Origin of the sequence: Thalassospira australica (genome assembly GCF_044790785.1) — a bacterium.
GTDB classification, from domain to species: domain Bacteria; phylum Pseudomonadota; class Alphaproteobacteria; order Rhodospirillales; family Thalassospiraceae; genus Thalassospira; species Thalassospira australica_A.
This window is the reverse complement of record NZ_CP085258.1, coordinates 3,410,014-3,431,127: the sequence shown is the minus strand read 5'-3', so window position 1 is coordinate 3,431,127 and position 21,114 is coordinate 3,410,014. Positions and strand designations below refer to the sequence as shown.

At 56.8% G+C, this 21,114-nt stretch carries 17 protein-coding genes; 6 read left to right on the top strand and 11 right to left on the bottom strand.

Annotated elements, in window-relative coordinates:
• The first annotated feature begins 27 nt into the window (after nucleotides 1-27).
• Entirely contained in the window at nucleotides 28-1,023 is a 996-nt protein-coding gene (locus LG297_RS16125; RefSeq protein WP_404422029.1) for a DMT family transporter, read from the top strand.
• 36 nt (nucleotides 1,024-1,059) lie between these two features.
• On the opposite strand, the gene LG297_RS16120 is transcribed toward LG297_RS16125, so the two are convergent.
• The 7 genes from LG297_RS16120 to ftsA all read right to left on the bottom strand — a co-directional run bounded on the left by LG297_RS16120 (nucleotide 1,060) and on the right by ftsA (nucleotide 11,018).
• Complete coding sequence (locus LG297_RS16120; protein WP_404422027.1) at nucleotides 1,060-1,452, bottom strand: hypothetical protein; 393 nt, start codon at nucleotides 1,450-1,452, stop codon at nucleotides 1,060-1,062.
• A gap of 34 nt (nucleotides 1,453-1,486) precedes the next feature.
• Entirely contained in the window at nucleotides 1,487-3,586 is a 2,100-nt protein-coding gene (gene ligA, locus LG297_RS16115; protein WP_404422025.1) for an NAD-dependent DNA ligase LigA, read from the bottom strand.
• A 57-nt stretch (nucleotides 3,587-3,643) separates the two neighbouring features.
• Entirely contained in the window at nucleotides 3,644-5,314 is a 1,671-nt protein-coding gene (gene recN, locus LG297_RS16110) for a DNA repair protein RecN (RefSeq protein WP_404422023.1), read from the bottom strand.
• Nucleotides 5,315-5,539: 225 nt separating this feature from the next.
• A complete protein-coding gene (locus LG297_RS16105; protein WP_404422021.1) occupies nucleotides 5,540-6,361 on the bottom strand; it encodes an outer membrane protein assembly factor BamD in 822 nt (273 codons plus the stop codon).
• Nucleotides 6,362-6,583: 222 nt separating this feature from the next.
• Entirely contained in the window at nucleotides 6,584-7,552 is a 969-nt protein-coding gene (lpxC, locus tag LG297_RS16100; protein WP_404422019.1) for a UDP-3-O-acyl-N-acetylglucosamine deacetylase, read from the bottom strand.
• 297 nt (nucleotides 7,553-7,849) lie between these two features.
• Complete coding sequence (gene ftsZ, locus LG297_RS16095; RefSeq protein WP_404422017.1) at nucleotides 7,850-9,532, bottom strand: cell division protein FtsZ; 1,683 nt, start codon at nucleotides 9,530-9,532, stop codon at nucleotides 7,850-7,852.
• 235 nt (nucleotides 9,533-9,767) lie between these two features.
• Nucleotides 9,768-11,018, bottom strand: coding sequence for a cell division protein FtsA (ftsA, locus tag LG297_RS16090; protein ID WP_404422015.1), 1,251 nt, complete (start codon nucleotides 11,016-11,018; stop codon nucleotides 9,768-9,770).
• 295 nt (nucleotides 11,019-11,313) lie between these two features.
• Here ftsA and LG297_RS16085 point away from each other — a divergent pair, with 295 nt between their 5' ends.
• From LG297_RS16085 to LG297_RS16065, 5 genes are all read left to right on the top strand, one after another.
• Entirely contained in the window at nucleotides 11,314-12,573 is a 1,260-nt protein-coding gene (locus LG297_RS16085; RefSeq protein ID WP_404422013.1) for an ABC transporter substrate-binding protein, read from the top strand.
• Nucleotides 12,574-12,637: 64 nt separating this feature from the next.
• Nucleotides 12,638-13,531 (top strand): carbohydrate ABC transporter permease, encoded by an 894-nt coding sequence (locus tag LG297_RS16080; RefSeq protein ID WP_404422011.1) that lies wholly within the window; start codon nucleotides 12,638-12,640, stop codon nucleotides 13,529-13,531.
• The gene (locus tag LG297_RS16075) at nucleotides 13,531-14,409 is read left to right on the top strand and encodes a carbohydrate ABC transporter permease (protein WP_404422009.1); all 879 of its coding nucleotides are present in this window, start codon (nucleotides 13,531-13,533) and stop codon (nucleotides 14,407-14,409) included. The genes LG297_RS16080 and LG297_RS16075 overlap by 1 nt, the downstream gene beginning before the upstream one ends.
• Before the next feature lie 31 nt (nucleotides 14,410-14,440).
• Nucleotides 14,441-15,550 (top strand): ABC transporter ATP-binding protein, encoded by a 1,110-nt coding sequence (locus LG297_RS16070; RefSeq protein WP_404422007.1) that lies wholly within the window; start codon nucleotides 14,441-14,443, stop codon nucleotides 15,548-15,550.
• A gap of 25 nt (nucleotides 15,551-15,575) precedes the next feature.
• Entirely contained in the window at nucleotides 15,576-16,622 is a 1,047-nt protein-coding gene (locus tag LG297_RS16065; protein ID WP_404426958.1) for a LacI family transcriptional regulator, read from the top strand.
• Between the two features lie 265 nt (nucleotides 16,623-16,887).
• On the opposite strand, the gene LG297_RS16060 is transcribed toward LG297_RS16065, so the two are convergent.
• From LG297_RS16060 to murC, 4 genes are read right to left on the bottom strand one after another with little or no spacing between them, the layout of a single operon-like run.
• Nucleotides 16,888-17,763, bottom strand: coding sequence for a cell division protein FtsQ/DivIB (locus tag LG297_RS16060; RefSeq protein WP_404422005.1), 876 nt, complete (start codon nucleotides 17,761-17,763; stop codon nucleotides 16,888-16,890).
• Nucleotides 17,764-17,802: 39 nt separating this feature from the next.
• On the bottom strand, nucleotides 17,803-18,717 hold the full coding sequence (locus tag LG297_RS16055) for a D-alanine--D-alanine ligase (protein ID WP_404422003.1): 915 nt from the start codon (nucleotides 18,715-18,717) through the stop codon (nucleotides 17,803-17,805).
• Entirely contained in the window at nucleotides 18,714-19,658 is a 945-nt protein-coding gene (gene murB / locus LG297_RS16050) for a UDP-N-acetylmuramate dehydrogenase (RefSeq protein ID WP_404422001.1), read from the bottom strand. The genes LG297_RS16055 and murB overlap by 4 nt, the downstream gene beginning before the upstream one ends.
• Nucleotides 19,659-19,697: 39 nt before the next feature.
• Complete coding sequence (gene murC, locus LG297_RS16045) at nucleotides 19,698-21,107, bottom strand: UDP-N-acetylmuramate--L-alanine ligase (protein ID WP_404421999.1); 1,410 nt, start codon at nucleotides 21,105-21,107, stop codon at nucleotides 19,698-19,700.
• Nucleotides 21,108-21,114 lie beyond the last annotated feature (7 nt).

The window sequence follows — 21,114 nt, the reverse complement described above, 5'->3', positions numbered from 1 at the left end:
TGGGGGCGAGAGAGACCGGAGACAATAATGACAAAACCATCCGCACAATCCGATGCCAATTCCGTGGCAAAACCATCGGGTTCCGCTCTGACACTTGTGCTGCTATCCACCGTTGCATTTGCCATGAAGGGCCTGCTTGCGAAATACGTCTATGCCACCGGCATGACCGTGGATGGTTTGTTGTTGCTGCGTTTTCTGATTGCGCTGCCGTTTTTCTGGATCGGCGTTTATCTGTTTGGCAAACACCGGCCGGGCGAGCGCAAAATGAAACCGGTCGATATTCTCTGGGGCGCGCTTTATGGCGGGTTGTTCTTTGCTGCCGCCCTGTTTGATTTTACGGCGGTGTCGGTGATTGATGTCACCGTCTCGCGGATCGTGCTTTTCACATTCCCGGCCATCGTTCTGATCCTTGAATGCCTGCATAAGTGGCGGCTTCCTCCCTTGCGCCAGTTTGTCTGCTTTGTCGTCACTTATATCGGGTTGGTACTGGTTCTTGCCCCCAACGGGATCGGTGCTGTTTCGGATCAGCTTTGGCTGGGGGCGTCGCTCGCGTTTGCTTCCGCCCTGACTTACGCCTGTTACCTTTATTTCGGGCAGCGGATGATTTCGGTTATTGGATCGATGCATTTTGCCGCTCTGGTCAATACCATGGCCGGTATATCGATGATCATCTATGAGCTGGTTGTGACCAAGCCGCTGAACCTGAATGTCGACGGGGTTTTGTGGACGGCGGGCATTTCGATCTTTTGCACGGTGATCCCGTTCTTCCTGCTTTATGAAGGCATCCGGCGGATCGGGGCGACACAGGCGGCATTGATTTCACTTTCCGGGCCCGCCATGACATTCTTTGCCGCGTGGCTGCTGCTGGGCGAAGTTCTGACAGCACCGCAGGCGCTGGGCTTTGCTGTTGTTATTATTGGGGTCGCGTCGATCAAGAATGGCGTGACACTGGCCGGTCTGGGGCGATTGCTGGCCTGGCCGTTCTTTTCGGCAACCGGGCGTTCAGTGCATTCAGACAAGTGATATGACTGCATGGTTCCGCCGATGGGAACCGCTTAATCAGTAAAGGTCGCTATATCGGATTTCGTCAAGCTGGGCGAAAACGATCTTCCATGCATCGTCCTGTTTGAGCAGGGCAAAGGCATAATCGCAATCGAAAATCAGATTGTTTTCCGAATTGCCGAACCGGAAGGACACAACCGCGCGCGATCCGCCGGGCAGGGCGGAATGCTGTTCGATCAGCATGGATTTCGCCATCGCCAGATCGGCGTTTTTCAACTCGCCAAAAAACGACTGATTGTATTTATGCAGATCTTCGACCGAGCCGATGGCATGGACCCCCATCAGATCGTTGATCAGGCACGGGAAGTGGTAAAAACCGTCAAGGGCGTCGGCTTCGAATTTAAGGTGCGCATCGGCATAGCGGCGAAAAAAGCTGCCCAGATCTTCCATCGGATATTTTTCCTTCCGCTTTTGCCCGTACTGATCACTCGGCGATCAGATCAAGCCATCCTTGTTCATCCAGAACAGTAACACCTAATTCTTCTGCTTTCTTTAATTTGGAACCGGCACCTGGTCCTGCAACCAGAAAATCGGTTTTTGCTGAAACGGAACCGGCAACTTTTGCGCCAAGGCTTTCGGCCTTGACCTTGGCCTCGTTACGCGAAAACAGTTCCAGTTTGCCGGTAAAGACAACCGTTTTGCCGCTGACGGGGCTGTCGGTTACCTGCGGTGCCTCGACATCTTCAATGGTCAGAACGGCCTGAAGATCATCCAGCACATCGCGGTTATGTTCTTCGGCCATGAACTCGATCAGATCATGGGCCATGCTGGGGCCGATCTGATCGATATTGATCAGGTCGCGCAATGCGTCGCTATCAGGTGTTCCCGCGTCATTCATGGCCGCGCGCCATTCCGTAATAGATCCGTAATGCCGCGCCAGAAGTTTTGCGGTAGCCTGACCGATCTGACGGATGCCAAGGGCATAGATAAACCGGTCAAGCGGTATGGTCCGCCGTTCATCAATGCTGGCAAACAGCTTTTCAGCCGATTTATCACCCCAGCCTTCAAGCTTGCGAAGGGCCTCCCCGTGCTTTTCCTCGATCCGGAAAATATCGGCAGGTGATTTGACCCAACCAAGATCAAAAAACGCCTCGATATGTTTGCCGCCCATGCCTTCGATGTCGAACGCATTGCGTGACACAAAATGTTTCAGGCGTTCGACCGCCTGTGCCGGGCAGATCAACCCGCCTGTGCAGCGCGTAACGACTTCGCCTTCCTCGCGCATGGCGTGGCTGCCGCATTTCGGACAGGTATCGGGGAATTTGTATTCGACGGTGTCTTTCGGGCGTTCTTCGGGGACGTAATCAACGATTTGCGGAATAACGTCACCAGCCCGCTGCACCGTTACCAGATCGCCTTCGCGGACACCAAGCCGTTCGATTTCATCGCGGTTATGCAGGGTTGCGTTTGAAACAACAACACCGCCGACAGTGACAGGTTCCAGCCGTGCAACCGGGGTCAGTGCGCCGGTGCGGCCAACCTGAACTTCGATTTTGAGCAACCGGGTACGGGCTTTTTCCGCCGGAAATTTGTGTGCAATTGCCCAGCGCGGCGACCGGCTGACAAAGCCAAGGCGCAACTGCAATTCGAAATCGTTGACCTTATAGACGATGCCGTCGATATCGTAATCAAGGTCGGCCCGCTGATTGCCGAGTTCCTCATAAAGATCCATTATGTCGTCGACATTCTTGACGAGCGTGGTGTGCGGATTGGTGACAAAGCCCCAACCCTTGATCTTTTCGATGAAATCCCAGTGGGTTTTGGCAAGGCTTTCGGAAAGCTCGCCATAGCTGTAGGCAAAAAACCGAAGCGGGCGTTTGGCACTGATCGTGGGATCAAGCTGGCGCAGTGACCCGGCGGCGGCATTGCGCGGATTGGCAAATGTCTTGCCGCTATTTTCGGCCTGCGTCGCGTTCAGCTTGTGGAAGTCCGAGCGCGCCATATAAACCTCGCCACGGATTTCAACCACCTCTTCGGGTGCATCGTCGGGCAGGGTTTTGGGTATATCGCCGATATGGGCGACATTGGCGGTAACGTCTTCGCCCTCGGTCCCATCGCCGCGCGTTGCCGCGCGGACGAGCTTCCGCTTTTCATAGCGCAGCGACAGCGACAACCCATCGATCTTGGGTTCGGCGACAATCTCGACCGGGCTGTGCGCGCCAAGGTTCAGGAAACGGCGAACGCGGGCCAGAAAATCGACAATATCCTCGCGTGAAAACGCATTGCCCAGAGACAGCATCGGGCGGGCATGCTTGACCTTGGCAAAACCTTCTGCCGGGGCCGCACCGACTTCCTGTGTCGGGCTGTTTTTCTTGAGCGTCGGATAGCGTGCTTCGAGTTCGATCAGGCGATTGAACAGCGCATCATATTCCGCATCGGGCACCAGCGGTTCGTCATTGACGTAATAGGCTTCGTTGAAATCGCGAATGCGGTTGGAAATTTCGGCATGCTGGCGGCGGGCCTCGGTACCTGTTTCCGGCATTTCAGGGACATTCGATTTGCTCGACCCGGTATCGGCGCTCATGGTTCATTTATCCGTATTCTTGTCGCGCGAACTGGCGGGGCCTTCTGCGCAAATGTTCTATCGAGGTTGGTCTAACAGGCTGTCTGCCGCAGCACGGGCTTCGGCGGTGATCGAATGACCGGCCAGCATCCTGGCGATTTCCTCGCGCCGTGCCCCGTCAATCAGTTCGTTCACACGGGTTACCATGCTGCCGTCATTTTCGCTTTTGGCAATATTGAAATGGGTACGCCCGCGTGCTGCAACCTGCGGGCTGTGCGTAATCACAAGGATCTGGCGTTCCTCGGCCAGCAAATGCAGGCGTTCGCCAATCGCGGCAGCAGTTGCCCCGCCGACACCGCTGTCGACTTCATCGAACACAAGGCTCGGCACCGCTGAAACCCGCGCCAGAACCACCTTGAGTGCCAGCAGGAAACGGGAAAGCTCGCCCCCGGAGGCAATCTTGTTTAACGGTCCGGCCGGGCTGCCGGGGTTGGTGGCGACCATGAACTGGATGCGGTCGATCCCGTCGATGCCCCATTCGTTTTCTTCCAGCGCGGCAATGTCGGTGACAAAGCGCGCCTTTTCCATACGAAGCGGCGGCAATTCGCCATTGATCGCGGTATCGAGCGTTTCGGCGGCGGCTTTGCGCGCCCCACGAAGCTTTTGCGCGGCATCGATAAAGGCCGCGCGATGTTCGGCAACCGCAGCCGTCAGGCGCGACAATTCCTTTTCGCCAAACTCAAGCTGATCGATCTGGCTGCGGTATTCCTTCATCAGGCCATTCAACCCATCGACCGGCACATTGTATTTGCGTGCCGCCGCGCGCAGCGCAAAAAGCCGTTCCTCGACATTTTCCTGCTGCCCGGTATCGATATTCAGATCGGCAAGGGTAACGGATATCGCACGCGATGCTTCTTCAAGCTCGATCGCGGCCCGGTCCAGTGCCTCGATGATCGGTTCAAATCGGCCTTCGGCCTTTTGCAATTCGCGTTCAAGATGACGCTGCGCACTGCGAAGCGCACTTTCGGCCCCCTTGCCGCGCGAAAGTTCGCTTTCGGCATCGTTAAGGGCCGCCACCAGCTTTTCCTCATGCATCAGGAACTGACGTTCCTCGGCAAGGCGTTCTTCCTCACCGTCCTCTGGGCCAAGCTTTTCAAGCTCGTCCACCGCATGGCGCAGCCATTCTTCTTCTTCGCGTGCCTTGTTGATGCGGTTGGTTGCCGCAGTCAGTTCCTTTTGCGTATCGCGCCATGCGCGCCATTGATCCCGCACCGCAAGGGCAAGGCTGCTAAGATTGCCATGGGCATCAAGGGTCGCGCGATGGGTGGTTGGGTCGAGCAATCCGTGCTGGTCAAACTGCCCCTGAATTTCGACACAATAATTGCCGACATCGCGCAAAAGTCCTACCGATACCGACTGATCGTTGACATAGGCGCGCGAACGGCCGTCCGAGGTAACAACCCGGCGTACGACAAGCTCGTCGTCTTCAACCTCGATATCCTGTTCAGCCAGAAGCCGATAAACCGGGTGACCGGCCGGCAGGGTAAAGGTCGCGGTCACGCTGCATTTATCCGTGCCATGACGGACAAGCCCGCTATCGGCGCGCGCGCCAAGTGCCAGCCCCAACGAGTCAAGCAGGATCGATTTCCCCGCGCCGGTTTCCCCGGTAAGCACGCTAAGCCCGTCGCGGAAATCAAGGTCCAGCTTGTCGATCAGAACAACATTTCGGATGCTAAGCCGTCGAAGCATTGCGGGATACTGACATTGTTAAAACAGCGGCGATGGTGCCCGTCAGGCGACGTTGCGACATGCAGAGTGCCCAATCGTAGCGCGCCTTGCAAGCTTTGGCACGGGGCAAAATTCACCGTACCGCTGTGGGCCGCAGGAAAGAGCGAAAAATGTTGAAAAACAACTGACAAGAAACAAGTGTTCTTGATGTGTTCTGAGGGGAAGAGTAACGCGACGCGGCGAGAATCAGAACCAGTCACCAAGGGCGGTGGCGGTCGAATGCCACCAGCTTTCGCTCTCGCGTGTATTCAGGCCATCGCCGACCAGAAGATCGTATGAGTCCTCATACCACGGGCTGCCGGGGAAGTTATGGCCAAGCACCGATGCCGTGCGTTTGGCTTCGCCTTCAAGACCAAGCGCCAGATAGCTTTCGGTCAGGCGGGCCAATGCCTCGGGCACATGCGTGGTGGTCTGATATTTCTCAAGAACCGATTTGAATCGGTTGATCGCTGCCAGATATTCGCCACGATCCTGATAATAACGGCCAACACTCATTTCCTTGCCGGCAAGGTGGTCAACCGTCAGGTCTTTTTTCAGTTTTGCATCGCGCGCATACTGGCTGTCGGGGAAACGGCGGATCACGTCGTCAAGCGAATCCATCGCATGCTGGGTCATCTGCTGATCGCGGCCAACGTCGGAAATCTGTTCGTAATAGGACAACGCCTTCAGGTAATAGGCGTATGGTACATCCGGGTTTGCCGGATGAAGCGAGATAAAGCGATCAAGGGCCGTGATCGCGTCATCATATTTGTTATCCTGGTAATAGGCATAGGCTGACATAAGCGTCGCCTTGGTTGCCCAGACCGAATAGGGGTGCTGACGTTCAACCTCGTCAAAGGCTTCGGCTGCCTGCTGGTATTCCCGGGCATCCAGAAGATCCTGCGCGCTGTTATAAAGCTCGGAAACCGGGCGTTCGACATATTCCGGCTTGTCGTTGCTGGAGCAGGCCGCAAGAAGCAGGGCCAGACCACAAGCAGCAATAACATTCTTGGAAGCCTTACGAAGCACTGTGTCGTTTCCTTAAACTTTGGGACGCATTCAGGCGGAAATTTGCCGGACTATATCATGCCGGTACGGGCATAGGGCAAGTGGTTGTGTCGCATTCCGGGCACTTTTCTGCACCATGACTGGCTCCGGGATCGAAGCCATGCAAATTACGGTTGCGAAACACAATAAAAAAGCGGCCCCCAAGAGCCGCTTTTTTGAATTAAAACTTATCACAAGACCGGTTTAAGCTGTTGCCAGTACAGGCATTTCAACAGCCTGCAGGGCCGATTTGCGCATCGGCACAACACGCCATGCACTTGCATCGGCAAACAGCGCCTTCAAAAGCAGGTTGTTGACATGGTGACCGGACTTATAGGCGGTCACTTTGCCCTGAAGCTGCTTGCCTGCGGTGTAGAGATCGCCAAGCGCGTCGAGAATCTTGTGACGGACGAATTCGTCATCATAACGAAGGCCTTCTTCGTTCATCACTTCATCGCCCGAAAGCACGACCGCATTGTCAAGCGAACCACCGCGTGCCAGGCCCATCGATCGCATCGCTTCGACTTCGTGCAGGAAGCCGAAAGTACGGGCGCGCGCAATATTGGCAACAAACACGCCATCGTCGAATTTAACCGACAGGCGCTGGTTGTTGATTGCCTTGCTGGCGAAATCAATTTCAAAATCGACTTCAAAGCCACGAGCCGGTTCGACCCGTGCGGTGCAGCCCTTATATTCGACTTCAACCGGTTTGAGGACCTCGATCACCAGACGCGGCGCGTCCTGTTCCTCGATCCCGACACAATCAATCAGGAAGTTGAACGGTGCAGAACTGCCATCCATCACCGGCACTTCATCGGCATCAATATCGATCAGAACGTTATCGATGCGCTGCCCGGCAAGGGCCGCCATCAGATGTTCGATCGTACCGATTTTGATGCCGGCATCACGGTCGCCAAGGCAGGTGCAAAGCTGCGTGTCGATCACGCCATCGTAACGTGCCGGAAACAGCGGCTGGCCATCCAGATCCGTGCGGCGGAATACGATACCGTGATTTTCAGGGGCTGGGTGCAGGGTGATGCGGATTTTGTGACCTGAATGCAGCCCGACACCGGCACAGCCGATGGATGCTTTAAGGGTGCGCTGACGCACAACCTCCTGATCGAATGCACCCGCAGGCGTGAAGGTCGCGCCGAGGTCTGTAATATTATTCACGGGAACCCCCAGAAAAGTCAGGTCAGTGAGTTGTTAAATATGCGCATTGTTCAGGCGCATCGGGGCGTTAACCCCATTTCTTAGCATCAGACCCTACAAGCGTTGTGACAATAGAACAAATCACTCTTTGTTACGCTTTGTAAGCGATTTAACATATTGAAAAATATGAAAATTATTTCAAAAAATCGATTAAATGCAATTTCAGATTACACTGGGGCAGGAGCTTTCGCACCATTCGGCAGTATCTAAAAAAAGGGGAAGGCCAAAGCCTTCCCCTTTTTCGCGCGGAGAATGTCGTCAGTTGGCCTGACGACGCAGGAAGGCCGGAATTTCCAGAAGGTCGTCAGACGCATTCGATGTCTTGACGCGGGAAGCTGGATCGGCCTTCAAGGACTGGTTCGCATCCTCGCCAAGCGACATTTCGGTCTGGCGCGGTGCCGGAGCCTGCGGCTGCGGATGTGCCTGACGCGGTGCGGCATGATGAGACTGTTCCGCGTGATCGTCATGACCGCCCTTGTTCTTGCCAAACAGGGTCCGCAGGCCAAAACGCGGCGGGGTTGCGTTCTGGGCGTCTGCTGCCTCGAACACATCCGGGCTGTGGTTTTGTTCTGCGTCGCTCGGACGAGCCGGGCGCGGCGGAATAAAGGCCATATCGCCGTTCTCTTTCGGCTTTTCTGCCGGGGTGAAATGCTGTGCCGGACGCGAAACCGGTTTCGGTTTCAGAACGGTCTGGCCCAGTTCGATGGAGCCGGTATCGGTTGCAGGCTGATTGCTCAGTTCCGGCTGCTGGGCGCTGCCGGTTGCAGCAAAACGTTCTGCCGGAATTTCGTCGATCGAGGCACCGCCATGATAGCCGTCATGCGCGCTGGCAACAGCAGCTTCCGGGGCACTGGCGACAGCTGCTGCTGCGCCATGCTGCCCAAAGGACGGGGTTGCCGGCTTGGCGGCCTGTTCGGTGGCCTTGATCGGCGCGACCGAAACGGTGGTCGGCTGCGGACGGCGGACGTCCTCTGCATCGATGCCTGTGGCCACCACAGATACGCGAAGCGCGCCTTCAATGGTCGGATCAAAGGTCGAACCAAAGATGATGTTGGCTTCCGAAGCAACTTCCTCGCGAATACGGTTCGCGGCTTCGTCGACTTCGTAAAGGGCCATGTCCATGCCGCCGGTGATGTTGATCAGGACCGCACGCGCGCCCTTCATCGAAGCATCTTCCAGAAGCGGATTTGCAATGGCGGCCTCGGCAGCTTCAAGCGCACGTTTTTCACCCGTGGCTTCGCCCGTGCCCATCATGGCTTTGCCCATCTCGCTCATAACAGTGCGGATATCGGCAAAGTCAAGGTTCACAAGGCCCGGAACCATCATCAAATCGGTGATGGAACGGACACCATTGCGCAGAACGTCGTCTGCCATCTGGAAGGCATCTGCGAATGTGGTTTTTTCATTCGCAACCCGGAACAGGTTCTGGTTCGGGATGATGATCAGCGTATCAACATATTGCTGAAGCTGCTCGATCCCCTGTTCGGCGGTGCGCATGCGGCGCGTGCCTTCGAAATGGAACGGTTTGGTAACGACACCAACCGTCAGAATGCCCGCTTCCTTGGCAGCCCGTGCAATGACCGGGGCCGCACCGGTACCGGTACCGCCGCCCATGCCCGCAGTGATGAACACCATGTGGCAGCCTTCAAGCTGGGCCTGAATGTCTTCTATGGATTCTTCGGCTGCGGCACTGCCCGCATCGGGACGAGCACCGGCACCCAGCCCTTGGGTGATCTTGCGGCCAAGCTGCATCTTGCGTGTAGCTTTGCTCTGGCTAAGGGCTTGTGAGTCCGTGTTGGCAACAACAAAATCACAACCCTCAAGTTCGGATGCGATCATGTTGTTAACAGCATTGCCACCGGCGCCACCGACGCCAATAACGGTAATCTTCGGTTTCAGGTTTTCTTCCGTTTCAGGAACGGAAAAATTGATCGTGCTCATCGTTTGCTCTTCCTCTCCGCGCTTTAGAGCTCAAGATCGGCGCGGCCTTCCCTTTGCCACGCTACGTCTCAGGTGTCCCCCGGACATTAGACCTTGGCATTCGTTTTAGCGGGCAAAGAGTTATTGCCGTGTTAATAACAATGGAAGATTTCGAAAATTATCGCTTTTTTTGCGTCAAATAATTTTCGTGTCGCGTAAAAGACGCATCTTGGGATACTTGGCTCGGGATATCGGCCTAGAAATTTTCCTTGAACCACGCACCGAAACGGCCCCAGCGTCCGCCCGACTGGCGAATTTGGGCCATGGCTTCGCTCAGCGGATCGTTCTGCTGCTGAAGGGCACGCAACAGCAGACCGGCACATGCCGAGAAAGCCGGACCGGCAGTGGCCTCGGCAAGGCCCGAGACGCCGTGCGGTGTCGCGATAGTGGCCGGACGTTCAAACATCTGGCTTGCCAGATCGGCAATGGCGTTAAGCTGGCTGGCCCCGCCGGTCAAAACGATGGAACGGCCGCCGATTTGCGACAGGCCATGTTCGTCCAACTGATCGCGAATCAATTCGAACGTTTCTTCAAGGCGCGGTTTGATGATGTTGATCAGCATCGACCGCGGCACATGGTTGACGTTGTTTTCGTCTTCATCGCCGATCACAGGCACCGCCAGGATTTCCTGATCGTCGGATGGCGATGTCAGCGCACTGCCATGCAACGTCTTCATGCGTTCGGCATGATTAAGCGACGTGTTCAGCCCATAGGCAATATCGCGCGTCACATGCGCCCCGCCGACCGGTACGGTCGCGGTATAGATCACCTGACCGCCATGGAATACGGCAACGCTCGTGGTGCCTGCGCCCATATCAATCACAGTCGCACCAAGGTCACGCTGATCGGCTGTCAATGCAGACAGACCGGATGCCAGTGGTGTAACCACCGTTTCCTCGATCCCCAGATGGCAACGGCCCAGAAGGGTTTCCAGATTGCGAAGCGGTGCGGTCTGTGTGCGGACGAAATGCAGATCAAGACCGACAACCGACCCGTACATGCCGCGCGGATCGCGAAGCCCGGTTGCCCCGTCGACCCGGAAACCCAGTGGAACCGTATGGATCAGCTCGTCGCCAGCCTGGCGCAGGACGGCTTCTTTCTGATCATTCAGCTTGCGGATTTCCAGATTGCCAATCGGCCGTGACCCCAGCGGCAATTCGACTGTATGTGTTTCAGATTCGGGGCTCCCCCCCGACAGATTGACAATAACGGAATCAATGGTCTGGCCTGCCATTTTTTCCGCGGCATTGACTGCGGCAAGCACAACTTCCTGTGCGGCATCAAGATTGGCGATTGATCCGCTTTGCAGCCCCTTGGACATATTATGACCGATGCCGATGACCTTCGGCGTCTCGTTCTTTTCGTGCCGGGCAATAAAGCAACAGACCTTGGACGTGCCGATGTCCAAGGCCGCGATCAAGCCTGATCTGGTTTTGCTGCGTGCCAATTGAATGCTCTGAACTTTTTAAAAAATGATCTGATTTCTGTTCCCCAGACCTTATGCCGGTTTTGACCCAAAAGCTGTTGCAAATTGGTTAAGGCAGGGTGGAGTCTTCTGCATTCTTGTTTCCGGTCGTGAAACGGGTGCTGTTTTGCGATGCAAAACATCATCAGGTCAACCACAGGTTTCGTGCCTGTTGGCGGCTTTGCTGTGCTGCAACGTTACAGCAGCAGCTTGACTCCCACCTGTAACGTTGCAGTAATCAACTGCCAAATTAAAAAACCAACAGGGAGGAAACAGCATGTTTCTTGGCAAAATGACACGTGTCGGGATCGGTATGATCGCCGCACTCGGGCTTTCAACCAGCATCGCATCGGCACAGGAAAGTGTGGAAGTCCTGCATTGGTGGACGGCGGGCGGCGAAGCCAAGGCGCTTCAGGTTCTTAAAAAGGATCTCGAAGATCAGGGTGTTTCGTGGAACGACATGCCGGTTGCCGGTGGCGGCGGTGAACAGGCCATGACGGTACTTCGTGCCCGTGTTACCTCAGGCAACGCACCGACTGCCGTTCAGATGCTTGGTTTTGATATCAAGGATTGGGCCACCGAGGGCGTTCTGGGCAATCTTGACGATCTGGCCGCAAAGGAAGGCTGGGAGGATGTCGTTCCCGATGCCTTGAAAGAGTTTTCAAAATATGACGGTCACTGGATCGCGGCCCCGGTGAACGTCCATTCGACCAACTGGGTCTGGGCCAACAAGGCAATCTTTGATGAGCTTGGCCTCAAACAGCCGACCAACTGGGACGAACTGATCGCGGCCCTCGATAAGATCAAGGAAGCCGGTTACACCGCGGTTGCCCACGGTGGACAGGCATGGCAGGACGCCACCATCTTTGACGCGGTTGTCATGGCAACCGGCGGGCCGGAATTCTATCAATCCTCGATGATCGATACCGATCCGGATGCGCTGGGGTCGGACACGATGAAAACCGTGTTTGACCGCATGGCGCAACTGCGGACCTATGTCGATGACAATTTCTCGGGCCGTGACTGGAACCTTGCGACCGCGATGGTGATCAACAAGGAAGCCGGGGTGCAGTTCATGGGCGACTGGGCCAAGGGCGAGTTTCTTAATGCCGGCAAAGTCCCCGATACCGATTTCCTGTGCTTCCGTTTCCCCGGAACTCAGGATGCGGTGACGTTCAACTCCGATCAGTTCGTGATGTTCCAGGTTGGCGAAGAGCGTCAGGACGCCCAGATGAAACTGGCATCTGCCGTGATGTCGCCAAGCTTCCAGTCGGCATTCAACGTGGTCAAGGGCTCTGTCCCGGCGCGCACCGATGTGCCGAATGATGATTTTGATGCCTGTGGCAAAAAAGGCATGGCCGAACTTGCTGCTGCCAATGAAAAGGGTACGTTGTTTGGTTCAATGGCGCATGGCCATTCGGTTCCGGCCGGGGTCAAAAATGCCATGTATGACGTGATTACCGCGCATTTTAACGGCGAATATGACAGTGCAACCGCTGTCGAGGAGCTGGTTAACGCGGTTGAGTCCGCCCAATAAGACCGGAATGAAACCGGCGGCCGGATAGCGTCCCGGCCGCCGGACAAAGTGCGGAGCATCACCCATGCAATCATCCTTGCCCGGCAAGGCACAGGCAACCCTGCGGGAGGTTCTGCCCCGTCTGGTGCTGAGCCCCAGCCTGTTTCTGATCCTTTTATTCGTTTACGGATTTATCATTTACACCGGTTATCTGTCGCTGACCGGCAGCCGAATGCTGCCCTCCTACGAGCTTGAGGGGTTTGGCAACTATGCCAATCTGTGGGGGCAGCGAAACTGGCTGATCGCCCTTCAGAACCTTGCGATTTTTGGCATTCTTTACATCGCGATCTGTACGGTGCTGGGGCTGGTTCTGGCGATCCTGCTGGATCAGAAAATTCGCGGCGAAGGCATTTTGCGCCCGATCTATCTCTATCCGATGGCGTTGTCCTTCATTGTCACCGGCACGGCATGGAAGTGGTTTCTTGATCCGGGGCTTGGTCTTGAAAACACCATGCATCTTTGGGGGTGGGAAAGCTTCACCTTCAACTGGATCAAGGATCGCGACATGGCGATCTATACCGTGGTAATTGCCGCGGTCTGGCAATCGTCGGGCTTTGTCATGGCGATGTTTCTGGCCGGTTTGCGTGGGATTGACAGTGAAATCCTCAAAGCCGCCCAGATGGATGGTGCGAGCCGCTGGAGCCTGTATACCCGCATCGTCATCCCGCAATTGCGCCCGGTGTTTCTGTCGGCCTTTGTGGTTCTGGCCCATCTGGCAATCAAGGCCTATGACCTTGTCATTGCGCTGACCAATGGCGGGCCGGGACGGGCCACCGAACTGCCCGCGACGTTTATGTATTCCTATACCTTCACGCGAAACCAGATGGGGGTCGGGGCATCGTCGGCGGTGATCATGCTGGCCATGATTGCCTCGATCATTGTGCCCTATCTTTATTCCGAACTTCGGGAGCGCCGCTGATGTCCCGTTCAACGCAACCCTCGTTTGGCACCGGAAAGCTTTTGCGTGCGGCGCTTTATGCGGTCCTGATCCTGTTTGCGGTTTATTACCTGCTGCCGCTGTTTGTCATGCTGGTCAATTCGGTCAAGACGCTTGATGAAATCCGCGGCGGCAACATGATGTCGTTCCCCGAGATGTTTACCTTCGAGCCGTGGTTGACTGCGTGGTCCAAAGCCCAGATCGGGGTCGAGCCGACCGGATTAAGCCCGTATTTCATCAACAGCATCATGATGGTGGTGCCGGCGGTGGCGATCTCGACCGCGCTTGGGGCGCTGAATGGTTATGTTCTGACCAAATGGCGGTTTCCGGGCGACAAGATCATTTTCGGGCTGATGCTGTTTGCCTGTTTCATCCCGTTTCAGATCGTGCTGATCCCGATGGCACGCGTGCTGGGTACGATTGGTCTGGCGGGTACGACCGGGGGACTGGTTCTGGTGCATGTGGTTTACGGGCTTGGCTTTACCACGCTGTTTTTCCGCAATTATTACGCGGCGTTCCCCGACGAGCTGATCAAGGCGGCCAAGATGGACGGGGCCGGGTTCTGGCGGACCTTTACCCGCATTCTTCTGCCCAGTTCCGGGCCGATCATTGTGGTGACCGTGATCTGGCAATTTACCAATATCTGGAATGACTTCCTGTTCGGGGCGTCATTTGCCGACTTTGATTCGATGCCGATGACGGTTGCGCTGAACAACCTTGTTTCGTCCTCGACCGGGGTCAAGGAATACAATGTGCATTTTGCCGGTGCGGTTCTTGCCGCCCTTCCGACACTGATCGTTTACGTCGTTTCCGGGCGCTATTTCGTGCGCGGATTGATGGCCGGTGCGGTCAAGGGTTAGCTCATAAAAAAAGACTTACAGGGAAGTTATCATGTCCTTTCTGCAAATCGACAAGGTGTGCAAAAGTTTTGGCCCGATCAATGTGCTGCGCGACATTACGCTTGATGTTGAAGAAGGCGGTTTTCTGGTGCTTGTCGGGCCGTCGGGCTGTGGCAAATCGACCTTGCTTAATACCATTGCCGGGCTGGAAAAGCTGACGACCGGGGAAATCCGGATTGCTGGCAATGTCATTGATGACCTGCCGCCGTCGGAGCGCAATATCGCGATGGTGTTTCAAAGCTATGCGCTTTATCCCAACATGAATGTCGGACAGAACATCGCGTTTGGCCTTGAAATGCGCGGTATGCCAAAGGATGAACGCGACGCCAAGGTTGCCGAGGTCGCAAAAACGCTTCAGATCGAACATCTGCTGGATCGCAAGCCCGGCCAGCTTTCGGGCGGGCAGCGCCAGCGCGTTGCGATGGGCCGGGCCCTTGTGCGCAATCCGCAGCTTTTCCTATTTGATGAACCGCTATCAAACCTTGATGCCAAGCTGCGCGTCGATATGCGCACCGAAATCAAACGCATGCATCAGACATTCGGCACCACGATTGTTTATGTTACCCATGACCAGATCGAAGCCATGACGCTGGGTACACGCATCGCGGTCCTGAAGGACGGCATTGTCCAGCAATATGGCACCCCGGCCGATATTTATAACGATCCGGCCAACCTGTTTGTTGCCGATTTCATGGGATCGCCCGCGATGAACCTGATCCCAGCTACGGTGCGGGGCAGTGCGGTTGAAATGGTGCGGGCGGGCGAAGAGCCGCTGATGCTTGAATTTCAGCACCTGCCTGCGGATGTCCGGGCGCGGGACGGGCAGGAGGTCATTGTCGGCATCCGGCCCGAGGCGATTACTGATGCCGATAATCGGGCGCTGGTGCGCGACGGGCAGCAGGCGGCCAGTGCATCGTGCCGGATTGATGTGGTTGAACCGGCCGGGGCGGATATTTTTGCCATCACGTCGCTGGGCGGCAAGGAGGTGGTGACCCGCCTGCATCAGGACTGGGACGGGCAGGCCAACAGCCATGCCGAACTGGTGTTCAACCTTGAAAAAGTTGTGTTTTTTGACCCCGAAAGCGGCATAAGACTGCGCTAGAAATACCCCACGGAGGCTTTGAGAACTGTCCGATCACGATCTTGCCGGGAAGGCCGGGCGCCACGGGGCGTCCTCCCGGCCGACCCTTAAAACCATTGCGGAAATGACCGGTCTTGGTGTGACGACGGTGTCGCGCGCGCTTAAGGATGCGCATGATATCAGTGCGAAAACCAAGCTGCGCGTGCGCAAGGTGGCGGACGCCATCGGCTATCATCCGGACCGGGCCGGGGTGCGTTTGCGGACGGGAAAAACCAACGTTATCAGCCTGATCCTTGATCAGACCGACAAGGTGCCGGAATTTGCCCGGCGCCTGATCGTCGGCATTTCCGATGTCATTCGCGGCACGCCCTATCACCTTGTTGTAACACCACAATCACGCGCCGATGACCCGATGGACCCGGTGCGATATGTGCTTAATACCCGGGCCGCCGACGGGGTGATCATTACCCATATCAGGCCCGATGATGAACGGGTGCAGGCCCTGACCAAAAGCGGGCTGCCGTTTGTGGCGCACGGGCGGTGCCTTTTGGCGCCCGATCATGCCTATCACGATTTTGATAACCGGGCGTTTTGCGAGATGGCGGCAAGGCGCCTGATTGCGCGGGGGCGCAGGCGGCTGGCCCTGTTATCACCGCCGTCGGAGTTTTCCTATTATCAGGAAACGCTGGCCGGACTGGCGGCGGTGGCGGAGGCAGAAGCTGTGCCTTTTCAAGTGCTTGGCGGGATCGACCTTGACAGTAGCAGCGAGGTTCTGCGTCAGGCCGGCATGGCATTGCGCCATCAGGATTATGTGCCCGACGGGGTGATTTGCGGCAGCGAGCTGTGCGCGATGGCGCTGATTGACGGCATGATCCAGTCGGGGATGGATGTCGGGCGGGACATTGATGTGATTGCCAAGGAAACGTCGGATTTGCTGAACTTTACCCGGCCCCGGATCGACAGTTTGCGCGAGGATCTGATCGTGGCCGGGCAGCAATTGGCGACCCATCTGCTGGACGTGATCGAGGGGCGGGAAGGGGCAGATCTGCAATCGCTGAGCGCGCCGATCCCGGTCTGGCGCAGCGATATCTGAGCGCCAGCTACGCCGATTTATTATTCACTTAAAATGAAAAATACGGTCGATTATTCATTTTTGATTGTTAATCACTTTTCGGGCGTGAATCATCGGCCCGGCGAAGCGTCAAAACAGCGATTTTATTTGTATGAGGAATTGATTTTCAAAACCGGCATTTCAGGCAGGTTTTGAGCCCCGATCTGCCATATAAATCCCGGAAATCCGCCATTAATTGTATTTGTATGAGGATTTATTCGGGGTGCTTTGCGGAGAAGGGACGGCACTAGGCCGCGTTACCCTTCTTTGGCGGGTTGCGGCGTTGCTCAGCCGCCCCCGGTGTCAGGCGGACAAAGGTGCGGTCGGGCAGGCGCAGATCGACGATCAGCACGTCGCGCGACAGGATGTGGTGTTCCTGATCAAGCTGATCGAGGCGCGCCCAGGCCTTGTCCATGTTTTCCTCGGGCAGGCGGATGAACATGCCGTTGGCAAGCTGGATGTTCCAGCGGCGGTTGCCGATGCGCTGTGCGCCGCTGACCATGTCAAACAGGCGCGGGATGGATTTGAGCGTGATGAGCATTTCGCTGGCATGTTCCGGGGCGTCCGCGCCCACCACGACCGGCAGGTCAAGATAATCGCCAAGCTCGTAATCCTGAAGCTGCGCCCCGTCGGCATCAATCACGGTATGGCCATGATCGGTCTGCCAGAGGGCGACAGGCTGGCGTTCGGAGATCGAGACGATCAGGGTGTTGGGCAGGCGGCGTTCGACAATCGCATCGCGCACCCAGGAAAGCTGTTCGATGCGTTCGCGCGCGGCATCGACATCAAAGGTGACAATCGGGGTGCCGGGCTTCTGGCCGATGGCGGCAAGAAGGGCTTCGGGGTCGGTTTTTTCGCGCCCCCGGACTTCGATGTTTTTGACCGTCATGCCAAATTCGGCGGAAAGGCGGATCGCCTCCACCTCGGCAATTGCATACCATTTTTCGGCCTTGCCGGTATACCACAGCGCGAAGGGCCCGGCGATCAGAAGGGCCGTGAGGCTCGACCACCAGAAAACATGCACCAGTTTTTTCAGGTTGGCACCGACACTGTGTTGCTGTTCAAGCTTCTGGCGGCGTTCGCGGGCCTGTTCTTCAAGCGTGCTTGGCGGGGTGCTATACATGGCAGCCATTTCCAGAGACTTTATGCATGGATACGGGCATCAGCGTTCGCATGAGGCATCCTCGACCATCCAGGCGACAATGTCGGCGAAGCTTAGACCGTCATGACGGGCGGCATCGGGGACAAGCGATGTCGGGGTCATGCCGGGCTGGGTGTTGATTTCAAGGATCGCGACGCGGTCATGGACCGGGTCATAGCGGAAATCGGCACGCGCAATCCCGCGACAGCCGAGCGCGCGATAGGCCTTTTCGGCGCAATCCTGAATTTTGGCGCGAAGGTCGCCGGGGATATCGGCCGGGATGATATGTTCGGACCCGCCGGCGACATATTTTGATTCAAAGTCATAAAAGGCGTGATTGCCGGTCAGGATTTCGATGATTTCCATCGCCTTGCCATCCTTGACCGCCACGGTCATTTCACGGCCGGGAATGAATTCTTCCTGCATCACGCCATCGCCATGCGTCCATTCACGCGCCAGCATGTTCTGTTCTTCCTCGGCCGTCAGGATAATTTCAACCCCGACGGATGATCCCTCGTTATTGGGTTTGAGGACATAGGGCGGGGGCAGGGCATTACCCGCGGCAATTTCATCGCGCGAGACCCAGACGTGGCGCGCACAGGGAATGTCATATTCCATGAACATCGCCTTGGCCGACATTTTATCCATGGCGATGGAAGATGCGCGCACGCCGGAATGGGTATAGGGAATACCCATGATTTCAAGCAGGCCCTGCACGCAGCCATCCTCGCCCCAGCGACCATGCAGGGCGTTAAAGACGACATCGGGTTTGGGATCAATCGCGGCAAGCTGGGCGGCAAGATCGCGGTCGGCATCAATTTCGGTGACGCGATAGCCCTTTTCACGCAGCGCCTTGATGCATTCCGTGCCCGAGGACAGGGAAACAGGGCGTTCTGCGGACCAGCCGCCATAAATGACGGCGACATGCTTGCTCATGCGTCTTTTCCTATGATCGAGTGTCCCAGTCGGTCGCCGATACGCCGGATTTCCCAGCGCAGATCGACGCCACTATGTTTTTTCACGCGCTCGCGCACGGTTTCGCCGAGTTCTTCGAGATCAAAGGCGGTGGCATTGCCCAGATTGATCATGAAATTGCAATGTTGCGGCGACATCTGCGCGCCGCCAATCGTCAGCCCCCGGCACCCGGCGGCATCAATGACTTCCCATGCACGGTCGGGCAGGGGATTGGCGAAGGTCGAGCCGCCGGTGCGCGATTTGATCGGCTGTGACCCGGCGCGGGCTTCGTGGATTTCATCCATGCGTTTGGTGATCTCGGCCGGGTCGCCGGGTTTGCCGCGCAGGATGGCGGATGTGAAAATCCAGTCTTCGGGCAGGCCGCAGTGGCGATACGTCATATCCATCGCCTTGGCGGTGACGGTATGAAGATCGCCATTGCCGTCAATCGCATTGGCGCTGACCAGAACATCCTTGATTTCAGTACCATAGGCCCCGGCATTCATGCGAAGCGCGCCGCCAATGGTGCCCGGAATGCCCGATAAAAACTCAAGCCCGGCGATCCCGGCATCGCGCGCGATTTGTGCAACGTTCAGGTCAAGCGCACCGGCCCCGGCATGAATTTCGCCGTCCTTGATGATGGCATCGGTAAAGGGCCGACCAAGGCGGACGACCACGCCGCGAATGCCGCCATCACGGACCAGAAGGTTTGAGCCGACCCCGATCACGGTGATCGGAATTTCGGCCGGGCGGTTTTTGATGAAATCGGCCAGATCCATTTCATCGGCGGGTCGGAACATCACATCGGCCGGGCCGCCGACCTGAAACCAGGTGACCTTGGACAATTGTGCGCCTTCGCGCAGCTTGCCGCGCACCTTTGGCAGGCGATCAATAAGCGGTGTGTGATGTCCCGGCGTGCTCATGACAAACTCGTCAAATCCGTTTCAGGTTTCGGTTCAGTCTCAGTTCTTAAGCGCTTCAAGCTGGGCGGGCAGGGCGTTGGCCCATGCGCTGATCGATCCGGCACCCAGGCAGACGACCAGATCGCCCGGTTTGGCTTCCTTGGCGATCATGCCTGCCAGTGATTCCGGCCCCTCAAGGGCGGCAACATGGCGATGGCCGCGATTGCGAAGCCCTTCGACCAGTGCGTCGCGGTTGGCACCCTCAATCGGGCTTTCCCCGGCTTCGTAGACGTCGGCGACGATCACGCTGTCGGCGTCGTTAAAGCAGGTGCAGAATTCCTCGAACAAATCATGTAGGCGCGAATAGCGGTGCGGCTGAACGACGGCGATGACGTTGTTTTCGGTCGCCTTGCGGGCGGCCTTCAGCACCGCCCTGATTTCAACCGGGTGGTGACCGTAATCATCGATGATGGTGACACCATCCACCTCGCCGGTTTTGGTAAAGCGGCGTTTGACCCCGGTGAAACCGTCAAAGGCGGAAACGATTTTATCGTCAGGAATGCCAAGTTCCAGCGCGACCGTGATCGCGGCCAGCGAGTTCGACACGTTATGATCGCCAACCATCGGCAGGCGGACATCCCTGATCACGCGTTCCTCGCTATCGACCCGTTCGCGAATGACAACGTCAAAGGTGCTTTGGCCGATTTCGGTGCGGACATTGACGGCACGGACATCGGCCTGCGGCGAGAAACCAAAGGTAAAGATGCGGCGATCCGTGACCTTGCCGATCAGGGCCTGGACTTCGGGATGGTCGATGCACAGAACCGCAAAGCCATAGAACGGGATGTTCTGAACGAAGTTCTTGAAGGCCTCGCGCAGTTGATCAAAGTTTTTCCAGTGATCAAGATGTTCCGGGTCAATATTGGTCACGACCGAAATGGTCGAGGGGACCTTGACGAATGTGCCATCGGACTCGTCCGCCTCGACCACCATCCAGTCACCATCGCCAAGGCGCGCATTGGTGCCATATGAATTGATGATGCCGCCATTGATCACGGTCGGATCAAGCCCGGCAGCGTCCAGCATGGTGGCAACCAGCGAGGTCGTGGTGGTTTTGCCGTGCGTGCCGCCAACCGCAATCGCGGCCTTGAGGCGCATCAGTTCGGCCAGCATTTCGGAGCGGCGGACAACCGGGATCATATCGGCGCGTGCGGCGACGACTTCGGGGTTGTCGGGTTTGACGGCGGTGGAGATGACCACCACCTTGGCGTCTTCGACATTGGCGGCCTGATGGCCGACGAAAACCCTGATCCCCAGATCGCGCAGGCGCTGCACATTGGCATTGTCGGAAATATCCGATCCCTGCACCGTGTAACCAAGGTTGTGCAGGATTTCGGCAATGCCGGACATGCCGATGCCACCAATACCGACAAAATGGATGGTGCCGATGTTGAGCGGCAGGGTGTTCATGGAGTGT

Bases quoted from the DNA above. Each gene is read 5' to 3' on its own strand.
- LG297_RS16070 (WP_404422007.1), top strand. From the start codon at position 14,441: ATGTCCTTTCTGCAAATCGACAAGGTGTGCAAAAGTTTTGGCCCGATC.
- murB (WP_404422001.1), bottom strand. From the start codon at position 19,658: ATGAGCACGCCGGGACATCACACACCGCTTATTGATCGCCTGCCAAAG.
- LG297_RS16120 (WP_404422027.1), bottom strand. From the start codon at position 1,452: ATGGAAGATCTGGGCAGCTTTTTTCGCCGCTATGCCGATGCGCACCTT.
- LG297_RS16125 (WP_404422029.1), top strand. From the start codon at position 28: ATGACAAAACCATCCGCACAATCCGATGCCAATTCCGTGGCAAAACCA.
- LG297_RS16075 (WP_404422009.1), top strand. From the start codon at position 13,531: ATGTCCCGTTCAACGCAACCCTCGTTTGGCACCGGAAAGCTTTTGCGT.
- murC (WP_404421999.1), bottom strand. From the start codon at position 21,107: ATGAACACCCTGCCGCTCAACATCGGCACCATCCATTTTGTCGGTATT.
- recN (WP_404422023.1), bottom strand. From the start codon at position 5,314: ATGCTTCGACGGCTTAGCATCCGAAATGTTGTTCTGATCGACAAGCTG.
- LG297_RS16060 (WP_404422005.1), bottom strand. From the start codon at position 17,763: ATGTATAGCACCCCGCCAAGCACGCTTGAAGAACAGGCCCGCGAACGC.
- LG297_RS16080 (WP_404422011.1), top strand. From the start codon at position 12,638: ATGCAATCATCCTTGCCCGGCAAGGCACAGGCAACCCTGCGGGAGGTT.
- ftsZ (WP_404422017.1), bottom strand. From the start codon at position 9,532: ATGAGCACGATCAATTTTTCCGTTCCTGAAACGGAAGAAAACCTGAAA.
- ligA (WP_404422025.1), bottom strand. From the start codon at position 3,586: ATGAGCGCCGATACCGGGTCGAGCAAATCGAATGTCCCTGAAATGCCG.
- LG297_RS16055 (WP_404422003.1), bottom strand. From the start codon at position 18,717: ATGAGCAAGCATGTCGCCGTCATTTATGGCGGCTGGTCCGCAGAACGC.
- LG297_RS16085 (WP_404422013.1), top strand. From the start codon at position 11,314: ATGTTTCTTGGCAAAATGACACGTGTCGGGATCGGTATGATCGCCGCA.